The following is a 16,454-nucleotide window of genomic DNA, read 5'->3' as shown; positions in this document are numbered from 1 at the left end:
GCGGGTCGTTCGTTGTGGTGCCGTACCCTTGCGAGGAGCATCTCGATGATAAATCGTTCTTTGAAGCTGGCGGCGGCGACCGCGGCGCTGCTGGCGGCGTCGGCCTGCACCACCACCGGCATGGGCACCGGCCAGTCGCCCAATGGCCAGCTCGGCGCCACGTTTAACTGGACCGAGACCGGCGGCACCCGCGGCACCATGATCGCGTCGCTGACCAACGGCCAGCAGTTCCAGGGTCCGTTCTTCCAGGTCACCCAGGAATCGCGGGTCGACGATTATGGCCCATTATGGAACGGCTGGGGCGCCGGCTTCGGCTGGGGCCGCGGCTGGGGCGGCCGTCGCTGGGGCGGCGGCTGGGGCGGCTGGGGCCCGTGGGGTCCGGACATGGAGACCATCACCCACTACAGCGGCCAGGTGCTCGCCAACCTGCAGGGCCCGGGCGGCTTCATGCGCTGCCACTTCACCCTCGCGCGGCCGAGTTCGGGGCTGGCGAGTGGCGGTCTTGGCCAGTGCCAGCTGCCGAGCGGCGCGGTGATCAACGCCCAGTTCCCCCCGCATTATTGAGTGAAAGGCGGCGGAGCGGAGCCGATCGGTTCCGCTCCGCCTCTCAGCAGTTGATCACCACCTCGCGGGTTCGGATCGGTTCGTCGAAACCCTTGAGTTCGACTTCGCCCACCGCCGCGAACTTCATCCCCTTGCCAAGGCAAAGCTCGGCGATCGCGTTGGTGACCAGGACGCTGCCGGGCTCGGCGTAAGCACATAAGCGCGCGGCTAAGTTCACAGTTGAGCCGAACAGGTCGTTGTCTCGCTCAATCGGTTCGCCTGCGGCCGCGCCGATCCGAAGTTGAAATGCGGGTCGACCGTTGTCGGGGATCAGCGCCGCCACGGCCGTCTGAATCTGGCAGGCGGCCCGCACCGCCTGCACCGGCGAAACGAAGGCCGCCATCACACCGTCACCAGTATGCTTGACGACCCGCCCGCCATGCTGCGCCACCGCCGCGCGAACGATGGCGTCGTGGGTCGTCAAGACCTCGAAAGCAGCATCGTCACCGAGCCGCTGCGCCAGCTCGGTCGAGCCGACGAGATCGGTGAAAAGGACGCTGCGGACGGCCGTATCGCGCTCGCGTCTGCCGGGCAGCCAAACTGCGCCGTTTGCGTCAGCTTCGCCGGCGCCGAGGAAGCCGTCGATCATGTCGGGATCAACCTCGATAATCTTTTCGGCCACCAGGCCGTGCGCCTCCTGGTGGACTTGCCGCGCCGCCTCGGCATTGGGAGCTTCGAACAGGCAGAAGGCCTTGCCGCACTGGGCGTTATGCCAATAGCGCCGGTAGTCCACCCCGTGCTGTGCCTGCACCGCAAGATCGGCAAGGTGCGCGCGGCGCAGGTCCTCGGCATCCGCGCCCGGCACCGTATGGATGTCGAGGTAAAGTGGCATGAGACCCCCGGCTTCGCCTTGCCGTAGCGCAAATGAGGTAATTTCGCCATTGCCAGATCGTTGCCGGTCGATGCTGCGCATGGCAGACATCGTGCCATGGCTACCCAGCTCCGCCCCGTCGATCCCGCTGCCGATCCGCTCGACGGCGTCAGCCTGCCAGGCTGGCTCTATCACGATTCCGAATTCTTCGCCGCCGAACGCCGCGCCTTCCTCCGCGCCGTGCCGCAGGTGGTGTGTCACGAGAGCGAGCTCGCCGCGCCGGGGGAATGGCGCAGCCTCGACTATCTGGGCGAAAGCATCATCGTCATCCGCGGCGACGACGGCGCGGTGCGCGCCTTCACCAACGTCTGCCGCCATCGCGGCTCGCGGCTGGTCGACGGCGAGGGCGGCTGCGCCCGGGTGCTGACCTGCCCCTATCACGGCTGGAGCTATGCGCGCGACGGGCGGCTGGTCGGCGTGCCCCACCGGCGCGAATATCCGGGGCTCGAAACCGACCAGCTCGGCCTGGTGCCGGTCGCGCTCGAGCGCTGGCACGGTTTCCTGTTCGTCACGCTCGAGCCGGGTGCGCCAAGCGTGGCCGCGATGATGGCGCCGTTCGAGGATGAGGTGGCGCCTTACCGGTTCGAGGAATTGCGCGCGATCGGGCGGGTGACGCTGCGCCCGCGCGATCTCAACTGGAAGACCATCGCGGACAATTATTCGGATGGGCTGCACATCCCGATCGGCCATCCCGGCCTGACCCGGCTGTTCGGTCGCGGCTACAAGATTGAGGCGCACGAGCAGGTCGACCGGATGGAGGGCGACCTCGTCGAGCAGCCCTCGGCCAACCCGTCCGAGCGGGCCTATCAGAACCTGTTGCCCGAGGCCGGGCATTTACCGCCGAGCCACCGCCGCAAGTGGCTCTACTACAAGCTGTGGCCTAACGTGGCGTTCGACATCTACCCCGATCAGGTCGACTTCATGCAGTTCCTGCCGGTCAGCGCCACCCAGACGGTGATCCGCGAGATCAGCTACGCGCTGCCCGACGACCGGCGTGAGATGCGCGCGGCGCGGTACCTCAACTGGCGGATCAACCGGCGTGTCAATGCCGAGGACACCGAACTCATCACCCGGGTGCAGCAGGGGATGGCCTCGCCGACCTATCGGCCGGGCCCGCTCGGGACGTCGGAAGTGTGCCTGCGCAGCTTCGCGCAGAAGCTGCGGCGGCTGATCCCCGAAGCTAGGCTGGAGTCGCCCCCGCCGCGGGGGTGGAGCGCCGGCTGAGCCAGCGCAGCGGCAAGCCCGCGAGCGCGAGGCCGAGGCCCCAGACGGTCGCCTCGAGCCCGGCGCCGACGAACATCGCGAGCGCGTAGACGAGGGCGAGCGCCGGGATGGCCAGCCCACGGCTCGGGCGGAGCTTGAGCGCGGCGGCGGCGCAGACGGCGTAGAGCACCAGGCTGGCGACGGTCGAAACCAGTGCCATGAATTCGTAGACGCTGACGAAGCTGTCGGAGGTGCTCAGGCCGACCAGCACCGCGGCGATGGCGGCGCCGACCAGCAGCGAGCCGACCGGCACGCCGGCGGCGTTGGTGCGCGCGAACAGTGGCGGCAGGTCGCCGGCGGCGGCGATGGATTGGCCGACCTCGGCCGAGAGCAGGAGCAGCGCGTTGCAGGTGCCGAAGGCGCTGATCGCGGCGATCACGGCGACCACGGCGCCCGCCTCGGGGCCGAGCAGGGGCGCGATGGCGTCGGCGAAGGGCGCGCTGCTCTTGGCGGCGACGAGGCTCGGCAGGATCATCAGCGTCGCCAGCGTCGCGGCGAAATAGATCGCCCCGGTCAGCCCGGTCCCGAGGATGGTCGCGCGCGGGACCACCGCGGTCGAATCGTCGGTGACGTTGGCGGTGACGGTCGCTGCTTCGAACCCGGTCAGCGAGAAAAGCATCAGCGCCGCCGCGCCGGCGATCCCGGCGAGGCCGACGGGCACCGCGGCGAGCGGCTCGGCCGGCTGGCCGCCGCCGACCCGCGCGGCGAGCAGCAGGACGACGAGGATGAGCGGAATGATCTTGATCAGCGTGGCGGTCAGCTGGACCCACCCCGCCGAGCGCGCCCCGGTGAGATTGATGACGAGGAGGATGAGGATCGAGCCCAATGCGACGATGCTAAGGCCAGCTCCGCTCGCCGCCGCGGGGAGGACGTGGCCGATCGCCCCGCCGACCGCGATCGCGACCGCCGCGACCCCGACCCATTGCGAGACGAGGTAGCTCCACAGCGTGAGGAAGGCGGCGGTGTCGCCGAAGGCGGTGCGGACATAGACGAACGGGCCACCGGGCAGTTTGCGGGCGAGCGCGGCGAAGGTGATCGCCAACAGCATCGTCCCGGCGACGGTCAGCGCGAAGGCGACCGGGATGTTGGGCCCGAATGGCGCGAGCGTGGTCGGCAGCAGGTAGATGCCCGAGCCGATCATCGTGCCGACCACCATCGCCAGGCTCATCGCGCCGCCGAGGCGCTTGGCCGGTGGCGGCGGAGGCGGGGTGAGGGTGGCGGTTTCGGTCATCGTGCCGGCGGCTTTGCACCCCCGGCCCGGCTTGGCAATTGCGACGCCGCAGCCTAACCGCGCCGACACGTTCACGAGGAGGCACCATGCGCGCGTTCATCTTTCCCGGGCAGGGGAGCCAATCGGTCGGCATGGGACAGGCGTTGAGCATCGCCAGCCGCGCTGCGCGCGACACCTTCGCCGAAGTCGACGAGGCGCTCGGCCAGCATCTGTTCAAGCTGATGACCGAGGGGCCCGAGGACCAGCTGACGCTGACCGAGAATGCGCAGCCGGCGATCATGGCGCATGCCATCGCGGTGTTCCGCGCGCTGACGCAGGAGGGCGGCGTGTCGTTGACCAAGGCGGCGAACTTCGTCGCCGGGCACAGCCTCGGCGAATATAGCGCGCTGTGCGCGGCGGGGACGTTCGATCTCGCCACCACCGCCAAGCTGCTGAAGCTACGCGGGCAGGCGATGCAGGCGGCGGTGCCGGTCGGCGAGGGCGCGATGGCGGCGCTGCTCGGCGCCGATCTCGACAAGGCCGAAGCGATCGCCGCCGCGGCCGCCGAGGGCGAGGTGTGCACCGTCGCCAACGACAATGATCCGAGCCAGGTCGTCATCTCGGGCAAGCGCAGCGCGATCGAGCGCGCGGTGGCCATCGCCAAGGATCATGGCGCCAAGCGCGCGGTGCTGCTGCCGGTGTCGGCGCCGTTCCACTGCCCGCTGATGCAGCCCGCCGCCGACCGCATGGCGGAGGCGCTCGGGAGCATTGACCTCATGGCGCCGGCAGTACCGGTGTTCGCCAATATCATCGCCGCGGCGGTCAGCGATCCCGCGCGCATCCGCGAGCTGCTGGTCGAGCAGGTGACCGGCATGGTCCGCTGGCGCGAGAGCGTTCAGGAGATGGTCGCCGCCGGGGTCGAGGAATTCGTCGAACTGGGCGGCAAGGTGCTTGGACCCATGGTCAAACGCACCGCACCCGACGCCAAGGTGACGAGCCTGCTCACCATCGACGATATTGAGGCGCTGGCGAAGGAGCTCGCATGATGTTCGATCTGACCGGAATGACCGCGCTGGTGACGGGCGCGAGCGGGGGCCTCGGCAGCGCGATCGCCAAGGCGCTCAGCGCGCAGGGCGCGCGGCTGGCGGTGAGCGGGAGCAACGAGGCCAAGCTTAACGCCTTCCGCGACGAACTTGGCGGGGACCATGTCGCCTTGCCATGCAACCTGTCCGACGGGGCGGCGGTCGATGCGCTGGTGCCGCAGGCGGTAGAGGCGCTCGGCGGCAAGCTCGACATCCTGGTCAACAACGCCGGCGTCACACGGGACAACCTCTTGATGCGGATGAAGGACGAGGAATTTGCGGACGTGATCCGCATCAACCTCGAAGCCGCCTTCCGGCTGATGCGCGCGGCGGCCAAGCCGATGATGAAGGCGCGCTTCGGGCGGATTGTCTCGATCACCTCGGTGGTCGGCGCGACGGGCAACCCGGGGCAGGCCAATTACGTCGCCTCCAAGGCCGGTCTCGTCGGCATGAGCAAGGCGGTGGCGCAGGAGCTGGCGACGCGCGGGATCACCGTCAACACGGTGGCGCCGGGCTTCATGACCTCTGTGATGACCGATGCGCTGAACGAGGCTCAGCGCGCCGCCATCCTCGGCAAGATCCCGTCGGGGGCGATGGGCACGGGCGAGGATGTCGCCGCCGCGGTATGCTACCTCGCCAGCAAGGAAGCCGGCTATGTGACTGGCCAGACATTGCACGTGAATGGTGGCATGGCGATGTATTGACGCCGCACCGTTGCACCCGAAAGCCACAACCCTTGTTGCGCCCGAACTGACCCCTATATCGCCGCCGTAATAACGAAATCCGGCGCCTCGGAGGAGGAGTCCGGGGGCTAGTCAAAGGGTCTGATAAATATGGCGAAAGTGATCGGGATCGACCTCGGCACGACCAACAGCTGCGTGGCGGTGATGGAGGGCGGCAAGCCCAAGGTGATCGAGAATTCGGAGGGCGCGCGGACCACACCGTCGGTGGTGGCCTTTGCCAAGGACGGCGAGCGGCTGATCGGCCAGCCCGCCAAGCGCCAGGCCGTCACCAATCCCGACAACACCATCTTCGCGGTGAAGCGCCTGATCGGCCGCCGGTTCGACGACCCGGTGACCAAGAAGGACACCGAGCTGGTCCCCTACAAGATCGTCAAGGGCGCGAACGGCGACGCGTGGGTGCAGGCCGGCGGCAAGGACTATAGCCCATCGCAGATCAGCGCCTTCACGCTGCAGAAGATGAAGGAATCGGCCGAGGCCTATCTTGGCGAGACGGTCACCCAGGCGGTGATCACCGTCCCGGCCTACTTCAACGACGCCCAGCGCCAGGCGACCAAGGACGCCGGTCAGATTGCGGGCCTCGAAGTGCTGCGCATCATCAACGAGCCGACCGCGGCGGCGCTCGCCTACGGCCTCGACAAGGACAACAACAAGACGATCGCGGTCTATGACCTTGGCGGCGGCACCTTCGACGTGTCGGTGCTTGAGATCGGCGACGGCGTGTTCGAGGTGAAGTCGACCAACGGCGACACTTTCCTCGGCGGCGAGGATTTCGACGCCAAGATCGTCGAATATCTGGCCGAGAAATTCCAGCAGAAGGAAGGTATCGACCTCAAGAAGGATCGCCTTGCGCTGCAGCGGCTCAAGGAAGCCGCCGAGAAGGCCAAGATCGAACTGTCGTCGGCCGCGACGACCGAGATCAACCAGCCGTTCATCACCGCGCGGATGGAGGGTGGCTCGACCACTCCGCTCCACCTGGTGGAGACGATCACCCGCGCCGACCTCGAGAAGCTGGTCGCCGATCTGATCAACCGGACGCTCGAGCCGTGCCGCAAGGCGCTCAAGGACGCCGGGCTCGACGCCAAGGCGATCGACGAGGTCGTGCTGGTCGGCGGCATGACCCGCATGCCGCGCGTCCGTGAAGTCGTGAAGGAGTTCTTCGGCAAGGAGCCGCACACCGGCGTCAACCCGGACGAGGTGGTCGCCATCGGCGCCGCCATCCAGGCCGGCGTGCTCCAGGGCGACGTCAAGGATGTGCTGCTGCTCGACGTGACCCCGCTGTCGCTCGGCATCGAGACGCTGGGCGGCGTCTTCACCCGGATGATCGATCGCAACACGACCATCCCCACCAAGAAGAGCCAGGTTTTCTCGACCGCCGACGACAACCAGAATGCGGTCACCATCCGGGTCTTCCAGGGTGAGCGCGAGATGGCGGCCGACAACAAGGTGCTCGGCCAGTTCGACCTGGTCGGCATCCCCCCGGCGCCGCGCGGAGTGCCGCAGATCGAGGTTACTTTCGACATCGACGCCAACGGCATCGTCAACGTTTCGGCCAAGGACAAGGGCACCGGCAAGGAGCAGCAGATCCGCATCCAGGCGTCGGGCGGGCTCAACGACAACGACATCGAGAAGATGGTCCGCGAGGCCGAGCAGTTCGCCGAAGACGACAAGAAGCGCAAGGCGGCGGCCGAGGCCAAGAACCAGGCCGAAAGCCTGATCCACTCGACCGAGCGCCAGCTTGCCGAGCATGGCGACAAGGTCAGCCCGGAAGTGAAGAGCGAGATCGAGAATGCCATCGCCGAGGCCAAGGCCGCGGTCGAGGGCGGCGATGCCGACGCGATGAACGCCAAGGTCCAGGCGCTGACCCAGTCGGCGATGAAGCTTGGCCAGGCGATCTACGAGACCCAGCAGAGCGCCGGTGGCGAAGCCGGTGCCGGCGCCGAGCAGGCGGCCGACGTGGGCTCGAACGACGAGGAAGTTGTCGACGCGGAATTCTCCGAAGTCGACGACGAGAAGAAGGCGTAAGCCATCATGAGCGCCGCCCCGGTGCGTCTCACCGGGGCGGCGGTTTTTAGGTTTCGCCCATGACGGTTCACACCGACTATTATGAGTTGCTCGGGGTCGCCAAGACCGCCGACGAGCGGGAGATCAAGGCCGCGTTCCGCCGCCTTGCGATGGAATGCCATCCCGATCGCCACGGCGGCTGCACCGACAAGGAAGCCAAGTTCAAGGCGCTCAATGAGGCCTACGACTGCCTCAAGGACCCGCAGAAGCGCGCGGCCTACGACCGCTTCGGCCACGCCGCCTTCCAGCAGGGCGGAATGGGTGGCGATCCGTTCGGCGGCGGCGCCGGGTTCGACGGCTTCTCCGACATCTTCTCGTCGATCTTCGGCGAATTCATGGACCAGCGCGGGGGCGGCCGGCAGAGCGCCGCGCGCGGTTCGGACCTGCGCTACGACCTCGAGCTGACGCTCGAAGAGGCGTACGCCGGCAAGCAGTCGACCATCGAGATCGAGACGCTGCAGCGGTGCGAGCCGTGCGGCGGCGACGGCTCGCGCGGCGAAAGCCGGCCCGAGCGCTGCGCCACCTGCGGCGGGCAGGGCAAGGTCCGCGCACAGCAGGGGTTCTTCGTGGTCGAGCGTGCCTGCCCGACCTGCCACGGCCATGGCGTGACCATCGCCGATCCCTGCCCGAGCTGCGAAGGCGAAGGCCGCATCCTCAAGCGCCGCCAGCTATCGATCTCGATCCCCGCCGGGGTGGACGAGGGCACCCGCATCCGCGTTGCCGGCGAGGGCGAGGCGGGCGTACGCGGGGCCGCGAACGGCGACCTCTACCTGTTCGTGCATTTGAAGCGCCACGCGCTGTTCGGGCGCGAGGGCACGACGTTGATCGCCGAATGCCCGGTCAGCTTCACCACTGCGGCGCTGGGCGGGAGCATCACCGTTCCCGGCATCGACGGCCAGCCGATCGAGATCAAGATCCCCGCCGGCATCCAGTCGGGCGACACGCTGCGCCAGCGCGGCGCGGGGATGAGCGTCGTCAACGGCCGCGGCCGCGGCGACCTCGTCACCCGCATCCTGGTCGAGACGCCGACCAGGCTCTCGGCCAAGCAGAAGGAACTGCTCGCCCAATTCCGCGAGACCGAGACCGGCGAAGAATGCCCGGCGAGCAAGAGCTTCTTCGGGCGGCTGAAGGACGCGTTGGGATAGAGGGTTCGGCGTGGAGCCGGCACCCTTAAGCCAACGCCGCGCGTTCGTCGTCCATGCATCATTATCGAACCGGCTACGGGCCGCCGCTACTCCTCGTCCATGGACTGGGAAATACACCGTCCGCGTGGGATCCGATCGTGCCCGTGCTGGCCTGCCATCACGAACTGATCATCGTCACTCTTCCGGGCCACGACGGCAAACCGGTCGAAGACGACAGCGGCACCTTCGCCGGGCTCACCCGCAGTGTGGCCGACTTCATCGCCGACCGTCAGCTGGACGCGGCGGCCGTGGTAGGCAGCTCGCTGGGCGCACGAATGGTGCTCGAGCTGGCGCGGCGCGATCACGCCGGGCCGGTCGTCGCGCTCGATCCGGGCGGCTTTTGGCGCGGAGCCGAGCGCACGCTGTTCCGCACCACCTTGCAGGCATCGCTGGCGCTCCTGCGCGGGCTTTCCCGCACGCATATGCTTGCGCCACTGGCGAGAAGTGCGGTCGGAAGAAGCGTCCTGCTGGCGCAGCTATCCGCTCATCCGTGGCAGCTCGATGGGACGCTCGTGGCGAGCGAACTGGAGGCTTTGGCAAGCACGCCCACGGCGGCGGCGCTGATCGACGATCTGGCGACCGGGCCGGAGCAGCGCGGACCTGGTGCCGCCGGGAGCGGCAAGGTCACGATCGGCTGGGGTCGGCATGACCGACTTTGTCTGGCGCGTCAGGCCCGTCGGGCCACCGCCGCTTTCCCGAGTGCGCGTCTGCACTGGTTTGACCATAGCGGCCATTACCCGATGTGGGACGAGCCTGCCGCCACGGCGCGGCTCATTCTCGAAGCGACGGGAGCGGCTGCCTAACAGGCCAGCCAAAGGCAATGCTCAGACGCGGCCGAACACGCGGCGAAAGATCGTGTCGACCTGGCCGAGGTGGTAATCGAGGTCGAAGCTCTTCGCGAGTTGCTCGGGCGGAATGGCGGCGGTTACTTGCGGGTCGGCCTGAAGCAGGCCGAGCAGGCTTAAGCGTCCGTCCGATTCCCATACCTTCATCGCGTTGCGCTGGACGAGGGCATAGGCGTCCTCGCGGCTGAGGCCCGCCTGGGTGAGCGCCAGCAGTACCCGCTGCGAGTGGACGAGGCCGCCCATGCGGTCGAGGTTCTTCTGCATCCGCTCGGGGTAGACGAGCAGCTTGTCGATGACCCCGGTCAGCCGGGCGAGGGCGAAATCGAGGGTGATGGTCGCGTCGGGGCCGATGTAGCGCTCGACCGACGAATGGCTGATATCGCGCTCGTGCCAGAGGGCGACGTTTTCGAGCGCCGGGGTGACCGCCGAGCGGACCATCCGCGCGAGGCCAGTGAGGTTCTCGGTCAGCACCGGGTTGCGCTTGTGCGGCATCGCCGAGCTGCCCTTCTGCCCGGGCGAGAAATACTCCTCGGCTTCGAGCACTTCGGTGCGCTGGAGGTGACGGACTTCGGTCGCCAGCCGCTCGATCGACGAGGCGATGACGCCGAGCGTCGCGAAGAACATCGCGTGGCGGTCGCGCGGGATGACCTGGGTCGAGACCGGCTCGGGAGTCAGGCCGAGGCGCTGGGCGACATGCTCTTCGACCCGCGGATCGATGTTGGCGAAGGTGCCGACCGCGCCTGAGATGGCGCAGGTAGCGATGTCGGCGCGCGCGGCCTGCAAGCGGACCTTGTTGCGGGCGAATTCGGCGTGCGCCTGCGCGAGCTTGAGGCCGAAAGTGACTGGCTCGGCATGAATGCCGTGGCTGCGGCCGATGGTCGGCGTCAGCTTATGCTCGAACGCGCGCCGCTCAAGCACGGCGAGCAGCTCGTCGAGGTCGGCGAGCAGGATGTCGGCCGCCTGGGTCAGCTGTACCGCCAGCGCGGTGTCGAGCACGTCCGAGCTGGTCATGCCCTGGTGGAGATAGCGCTTTTCGGGCCCGAGCCGCTCGCCGATCCAGGTCAGGAAGGCGATGACGTCATGCTTGGTCACCGCCTCGATCGCGTCGATCGCGGGGACGTCGACCGGGTCGATCGCCTTGGCGTCATGCGCGGCGACGATTTTCTGCGCGTCCTCGGCCGGGATCATCCCGATCTGGCCCATCGCCTCGGCGGCGAAGACCTCGATATCCCACCAAATGCGGAAGCGGTTCTCGGCTTCCCAGATGGCGGTCATGGCGGGGCGGGAATAGCGGGGGATCATGGGCCGCGCGCCTAGCAGGGGCGGCGGCAAGCGGCAATCGGACGGGCCGGGTGGAATGCTCGGGCAGCATACCTATCTGTGGGTCGGGCGGGGACGAGCACGCAGATCAGAAAAAAGGCGCAGCGCGATGAAAATACTGATGGTCCTCACCAGCCATGACCAGCTTGGCGACACCGGCAAGAAGACCGGCTTCTGGCTCGAGGAATTCGCCGCGCCATTCTACGTCCTGACCGACGCCGGGCATGAAGTGACGCTGGCGAGCCCCAAGGGCGGCCAGCCGCCGCTCGACCCCAAGAGCGACGCTCCCGACGCGCAGACCGAGGCGACCAAGCGCTTCAAGGGCGACAGCGCCGCGCAGCAGCAGCTCGCCACCACCAGGCGGCTCGAAGAGGTGTCCGCGGACGACTTCGACGCGGTCTTCTATCCTGGCGGGCATGGTCCGCTGTGGGATCTGGCCGAAGATGCCAACTCCAAGGCGTTGATCGAGCAGACGCTGCGTGCCGACAAGCCGGTGGCGCTGGTCTGCCACGCCCCCGGCGTCCTCAAGAACGTCACAGCCGAGGACGGCCAGCCGCTCGCCAAGGGCAAGCGTGTGACCGGCTTCACCGACGAGGAGGAAGCCGCGGTCGGGCTGACCGCGGTGGTGCCGTTCCTGGTCGAGGACATGCTCAAGGAGCAGGGCGCCGAATATAGCAAGGTAGAAGCCTTCAAGCCGCACGTCGCGGTCCACGGCAAGCTGATCACCGGCCAGAATCCGGCGTCGAGCGAACCGGCGGCGCAAGCGCTGCTCGAGGTGCTGGCGCGGCAACCGGCCGACGCTGCCGCCTGAAGGATGAGCACGGCGGCCGGATTGTGCCCGGTCGCCGCCGTTCTCGGATCAGGTGCGATCTTAGCCCACGCGCCGCGATCGCTGCCATCGGTTCGCGGCCCAATTCGTCGCCCAGCTTATGAGCAATGTGCAGGGCGTCAGAATGGCGATCATTATCGCCCCGCCGATCAGAAGTGCGCCGGGTGGTGGGCTGTCGACCTGCATGTCGCTCAGCTCATACAACCCCAACAGACCGACCATTGCCGGAATTAGCATGCCGCCAAAGACGGTGATCGCGAAAGCCGATTGAAGAAACCGACGCAGGGTGAGCGTCGCTGTCACATTGAGGATGATTGCGACGGCAATCGCTAGGGAGATTGCGAGCCCGTCAGTCATGGCAGCAAGATCGCCATGATCGGTCTCGGTCGCATTAGGGGAAGGCGAAAGGTCATCACATCAACCCCTGCGCGCGCAGGCTGGTCTGGCCTTGGGTGCCGACAATGATGTGATCGTGGACCGCGACCTTCATCAGGCGGCCGGCCTCGACCAGCTCCTGCGTGAGGCGGATGTCGGCGCGGCTCGGGGTGGGGTCGCCGCTGGGATGGTTGTGGACGATGATGATCGAGCTGGCGCCGAGCGCGATGGCGCGCGCCATTACCTCGCGGACATGGACCGCCGCCTCGTCGACCGAGCCGGTCCATAGGGCTTCATTCGACAGCAGCATGTTCTTGGCGTTGAGAAACAGCACGCGCACCTGCTCAATCGCGAGGTGGGCCATCGTTGCCTTGAGATAATCGCTCAGCGCCTCCCAGTTCGACAGCACGGGGCGGTCCTCGAGCCGCGTCTCGAGCAGGCGTTGCGCGGTGGCGCGGGCGATCGCCAGCGCGCCGACAACTGGCTCCGACAGCCCTTCGCGCAGAAGCACTTGCGGCGGCGTGCCGAGCAGCCGGCCGAGCCGGCCATAGGTCTCGAGCAATTGCTTGGCCTTGTCCTTGGTGTCGACGCGCGGCAGTCCGGTGGTCAGCAGATATTCAACCAGCTCATGATCAAGCAACGCGTCGCCACCGCCGTCCAGCAGCCGTTGCCGAAGGCGCGCGCGATGCCCGTCGGCGCCATTCGGCTTGTCGCCCATGGGCCACAGAGTAAGAGCAAAGCCGGCGCGCGCGCAACCGCGATCATGCCGGTGGCGGAACGGCATCGGCGCCCCGCAGTTTGAAAGGACAATGACCGTCGAGCCCAGCGTAAATCCCGAGCGGCCGGAGGAAGCTGGGTCAGCCGAGTCCCCGCTCGTCGCCGCCCGTCGGCGGCGGCGCTGGCCGCGGCTGCTCGGCTATTTGCTCCTCGGGCTCCTGGCGCTGCTGGTGGTGGCGATTGCGGTGGTGTGGACCCAGCGGCGTCCGCTCGCGTCCGACATCCTCGCCCGCGAACTTGCCAAGCGCGGGGTGCAGGCGACCTATCATCTCGACCGGGTGGGCCTGCGCACACAGCAGGTCTCGAACCTCGTTATCGGCGATCCGCGCCGGCCCGACCTCACCGCGCGGATCGCGCAGGTGCAGATGCGGATCCTGCTTAACGGGCGGGTCGAAATTTATCGCGTGGTGGCGCGCGGGGTCCGGCTCAACGGTCGCTTCGTCGGCAACAAGGTCAGCTGGGGCCAGCTCGACAAGCTGCTGCCGACCCCGTCGACCCCGGGCAAGCCGTTCACGCTCCCTGATATCGCGGTCGATCTTGCCGACACGTCTATCGCGCTGGCGACCCCGTTCGGGCCGCTGGGAGTCGCGGTCGAGGGGGCGGGCAATCTGACGGGCGGCTTCAAGGGCCGGCTGGCGGCGTCGAGCCCGCGACTGGCGCCGGGGCGCTGCAGCCTCGAAGGAATGCGAGCGACGGTCCGGCTAGCAGTGATCGCGCGGCGACCGCAGGTCACGGGACCGGTGTCGGCCACGGGCTTCTCCTGCCCGACAAGCAACATCGCGGTCGCCCAGCCGCGGTTCGACGTCGACGTCTCGTTCAGCGAAGCCTTCGAGCGCTTTCTTGGCAAGGCGCGGGTCGGCGCCGCCGGGGTTCACGTCGGGGTCAACGCGTTGGCCGGGATGAACGGCACGGTCAGCGTGGCGGGCGATCCCACGCGCGCGCTCGGCAAGCTCGACGTCGCTGCGCTCGGCGCGCGGCTGGCCGACGTGAGCGCCGCGCGGACGCGGCTCAGCGGCAGCTATCTGCTCAACGCCCGGCGCGGTGAGATCACCCTGGTGTCGGATTATGCGGTGCAGGGGGTGAGCCTCGCGCCGACGCTGACCGCTGGCTTCACCGACAGCCTCGGCGGCGCCAAGGGTACCCCACTCGAGCCGCTCGCGGTCGCACTCCGCCAGGCGGTCGGCAACGCCACGCGCGACATGGCGGCCAACGGCTCGCTGCGCCTGGTCAACTTCACCGGCGGCGGTGCCGTGAGGGTCGAGACCGCCAACGTCCGCAGCGCCAGCGGCGCGCGCATCCAGGTCGCCGGCGGCGACGGCATCACTTATTACTGGCCGAGCAAGAAGCTGCGCCTCGACGGCACGGTCGCGACCGAGGGTGGCGGGCTGCCGACCGCGCGGATCGCGCTCCGCATGCCGCGCGGCGGCGGCCCGGTCAGCGGCCGCGCCGAGCTCGCGCCTTATTCCGCCGGCGGCGCACGGCTGGCGCTCGCGCCGGTGACCTTCGCCGCGCAGGCGAATGGTGGGACCAGCCTCGACACGGTGGTTGTGCTTGACGGGCCGCTCGCCGGCGGGCGGGTCCAGGGCCTGCGCTTCCCGGTCAACGGCAGCATCGGGCCGGGCTCGGCGCTGGCCTTCGGGCGCGGCTGCGTCCCGATGTCCTTCACCGCGCTCCAGCTCGGCTCGCTCCAGCTCGGGCGGACCACCGTTCCCGTCTGCGCGACTGGTCAGGCGATCGTCACGCGCCAGGCCAATGGCGCGATCGGCGTGGGCGCCTTCGCCAACCGGCTCGCCGTCGCCGGCCGGCTCGGCAGCTCGCCCTTTTTCGCGCAGACTCAGCGTCTGACCATGCTCGACACCAAGCGGTTTGACCTCACCGCCGTGCGCGCGCGGCTCGGCAATCCGGCGGCGCCGATCCTGCTCGATGCCGCCAACCTCAAGGGCAGCTTCATCCCGGGTGGCCTCGCGGGCATGTTCAGCGGCGGCGACGGGATCATTGGCAAGGTGCCGCTCAAGATGACCGAGGCGCGCGGCGACTGGCGCTTCGTCGACGGCCGGCTAAGCGTAGCGGGCGGGCTGACCGCCAACGACATCGGGGTCGACCCGCCGCGCTTCTACGCGCTGCGCAGCGAGGATTTCCGCTTCCTCCTCGACCACGACCTGATCACCGCATCGGGCTCGCTCCACCAGCCCTCGAGCAGGACCTTGGTCACCAACGTCGCCATCCGCCACCGCCTATCGAGCGGGGTCGGCGGCGCGACCCTCGACGTGCCGGGCATCCGCTTCTCCACCGGCGGGCTCCAGCCCGAGCAGCTCACCCGCCTCAGCGAAGGCGTCATCGCGCTCGTCAACGGCGAGGTCCACGGCCAGGGGCGGATCGACTGGAACAACGCCCAGGTCACCTCGACCGGCTCGTTCACCACCGACAACATGGACCTCGCCGCCGCCTTCGGTCCGGTCACCGGCCTGAAGGGCACGATCAATTTCAGCGATCTGCTCGGCCTCGAGACCGCGCCCGGCCAGACGCTCAGCATTGCCAGTCTGAACCCGGGCATCGAGGTTCTGAACGGCACCGTCCGCTACCAGCTCCTGCCCGGCCAGCTGGTCCGAATCGAAGAAGGGCGCTGGCCGTTCATGGGCGGCACGCTGATTCTCCAGGAAACGGTGCTCAACCTCGGCAAGCCGAGCGCCAAGCGGCTGACCTTCCGGGTCGAAGGGCTCGACGCCAACCAGTTCGTCCAGAGCTTCGGCTTCAAGGAGATTTCCGCCGAGGGCGTGTTCGATGGCGTGCTGCCGATGATCTTCGACGAGAATGGCGGTCGGATCGTCGGCGGCCGGCTCGACAGCCGGGCGCCGGGCGGGCGGCTGTCGTACAACGGCACGGTCAGCAAGGCCGACCTCGGCACCGCGGGCAACCTCGTCTTCAATGCGCTGAAAGACCTGCGCTACCGCTCGATGATCATCCGCCTCGACGGCGACCTGGCCGGCGAATTCGGCACCAGGCTGACGGTCGACGGCGTGTCGCTGGCGGGGAGCACCGGGACCCAGCGGCTGATCCAGCGGGTGATCAACGTGCCCTTGAAGTTCAACGTCTCGATCCGCGGGCCCTTCCGCGCGCTGATCAACATGGCGAAATCGATGCGCGACCCGCGCGAGCTCATCTCGACCACGCTCGAGGTGCCGCTCGAGAATATTCCCGGCATCACCACCGAGGTGCGCCGCAAGGAAGACGAGCAGACCCAGACCCAGACCCCCGTCGTCGACCAGACGACCGCGCCAGCGAGGTAATGCC

The 16,454-nt window shown here is 68.3% G+C and carries 14 protein-coding genes; 9 read left to right on the top strand and 5 right to left on the bottom strand.

The window, feature by feature from the left end; all coding sequences use genetic code 11:
- Positions 1 to 45: 45 nt before the first annotated feature.
- The gene (locus tag GCU42_RS04810) at positions 46 to 564 is read left to right on the top strand and encodes a hypothetical protein (RefSeq protein WP_240309340.1); all 519 of its coding nucleotides are present in this window, start codon (positions 46 to 48) and stop codon (positions 562 to 564) included.
- A gap of 43 nt (positions 565 to 607) precedes the next feature.
- Here GCU42_RS04810 and GCU42_RS04805 read toward each other — a convergent pair whose 3' ends face one another.
- Entirely contained in the window at positions 608 to 1,516 is a 909-nt protein-coding gene (locus GCU42_RS04805; RefSeq protein ID WP_162789132.1) for a nickel-binding protein, read from the bottom strand.
- Positions 1,517 to 1,531: 15 nt separating this feature from the next.
- Here GCU42_RS04805 and GCU42_RS04800 point away from each other — a divergent pair, with 15 nt between their 5' ends.
- Positions 1,532 to 2,698, top strand: coding sequence for an aromatic ring-hydroxylating oxygenase subunit alpha (locus tag GCU42_RS04800; protein ID WP_114226477.1), 1,167 nt, complete (start codon positions 1,532 to 1,534; stop codon positions 2,696 to 2,698).
- Here GCU42_RS04800 and GCU42_RS04795 read toward each other — a convergent pair.
- Positions 2,655 to 3,968, bottom strand: coding sequence for an APC family permease (locus tag GCU42_RS04795; RefSeq protein WP_114226476.1), 1,314 nt, complete (start codon positions 3,966 to 3,968; stop codon positions 2,655 to 2,657). The two genes, GCU42_RS04800 and GCU42_RS04795, sit on opposite strands and share 44 nt — an antisense overlap.
- An 86-nt stretch (positions 3,969 to 4,054) precedes the next feature.
- Between GCU42_RS04795 and fabD the strand changes: the two genes are divergently transcribed.
- The 5 genes from fabD to GCU42_RS04770 all read left to right on the top strand — a co-directional run bounded on the left by fabD (position 4,055) and on the right by GCU42_RS04770 (position 9,820).
- A complete protein-coding gene (fabD, locus tag GCU42_RS04790) occupies positions 4,055 to 4,993 on the top strand; it encodes an ACP S-malonyltransferase (RefSeq protein WP_114226475.1) in 939 nt (312 codons plus the stop codon).
- Positions 4,993 to 5,733: a 3-oxoacyl-[acyl-carrier-protein] reductase gene (gene fabG, locus GCU42_RS04785; RefSeq protein WP_114227730.1), complete on the top strand. Its 741-nt coding sequence runs from the start codon at positions 4,993 to 4,995 to the stop codon at positions 5,731 to 5,733. Before fabD ends, fabG begins: the two co-directional genes overlap by 1 nt.
- Before the next feature lie 129 nt (positions 5,734 to 5,862).
- A complete protein-coding gene (gene dnaK / locus GCU42_RS04780; protein WP_114226474.1) occupies positions 5,863 to 7,794 on the top strand; it encodes a molecular chaperone DnaK in 1,932 nt (643 codons plus the stop codon).
- A 59-nt stretch (positions 7,795 to 7,853) separates the two neighbouring features.
- Complete coding sequence (gene dnaJ, locus GCU42_RS04775; RefSeq protein WP_114226473.1) at positions 7,854 to 8,978, top strand: molecular chaperone DnaJ; 1,125 nt, start codon at positions 7,854 to 7,856, stop codon at positions 8,976 to 8,978.
- A 137-nt stretch (positions 8,979 to 9,115) separates the two neighbouring features.
- A complete protein-coding gene (locus tag GCU42_RS04770; protein ID WP_240309339.1) occupies positions 9,116 to 9,820 on the top strand; it encodes an alpha/beta fold hydrolase in 705 nt (234 codons plus the stop codon).
- A gap of 21 nt (positions 9,821 to 9,841) precedes the next feature.
- Here the strand turns inward: GCU42_RS04770 and purB are convergent, their stop codons facing one another.
- A complete protein-coding gene (gene purB / locus GCU42_RS04765) occupies positions 9,842 to 11,164 on the bottom strand; it encodes an adenylosuccinate lyase (protein WP_114226471.1) in 1,323 nt (440 codons plus the stop codon).
- Between the two features lie 127 nt (positions 11,165 to 11,291).
- Here purB and GCU42_RS04760 point away from each other — a divergent pair, with 127 nt between their 5' ends.
- Positions 11,292 to 11,993, top strand: a complete 702-nt coding sequence (locus tag GCU42_RS04760; protein ID WP_114226470.1) for a type 1 glutamine amidotransferase domain-containing protein — start codon at positions 11,292 to 11,294, stop codon at positions 11,991 to 11,993.
- A 60-nt stretch (positions 11,994 to 12,053) separates the two neighbouring features.
- Here GCU42_RS04760 and GCU42_RS04755 read toward each other — a convergent pair whose 3' ends face one another.
- A complete protein-coding gene (locus GCU42_RS04755) occupies positions 12,054 to 12,368 on the bottom strand; it encodes a hypothetical protein (protein ID WP_114226469.1) in 315 nt (104 codons plus the stop codon).
- Positions 12,369 to 12,423: 55 nt separating this feature from the next.
- Positions 12,424 to 13,104, bottom strand: coding sequence for a RadC family protein (radC, locus tag GCU42_RS04750; protein ID WP_114226468.1), 681 nt, complete (start codon positions 13,102 to 13,104; stop codon positions 12,424 to 12,426).
- Between the two features lie 91 nt (positions 13,105 to 13,195).
- Between radC and GCU42_RS04745 the strand changes: the two genes are divergently transcribed.
- Positions 13,196 to 16,450, top strand: a complete 3,255-nt coding sequence (locus GCU42_RS04745) for an intermembrane phospholipid transport protein YdbH family protein (RefSeq protein WP_162789131.1) — start codon at positions 13,196 to 13,198, stop codon at positions 16,448 to 16,450.
- The last annotated feature ends 4 nt before the right edge of the window (positions 16,451 to 16,454 follow it).

The sequence above is a fragment of the Sphingomonas ginsengisoli An et al. 2013 genome (assembly GCF_009363895.1).
GTDB lineage: Bacteria > Pseudomonadota > Alphaproteobacteria > Sphingomonadales > Sphingomonadaceae > Sphingomicrobium > Sphingomicrobium ginsengisoli.
Note: the sequence above shows the minus strand (reverse complement) of the source record. Positions and strands in the feature narration are given on the sequence as shown.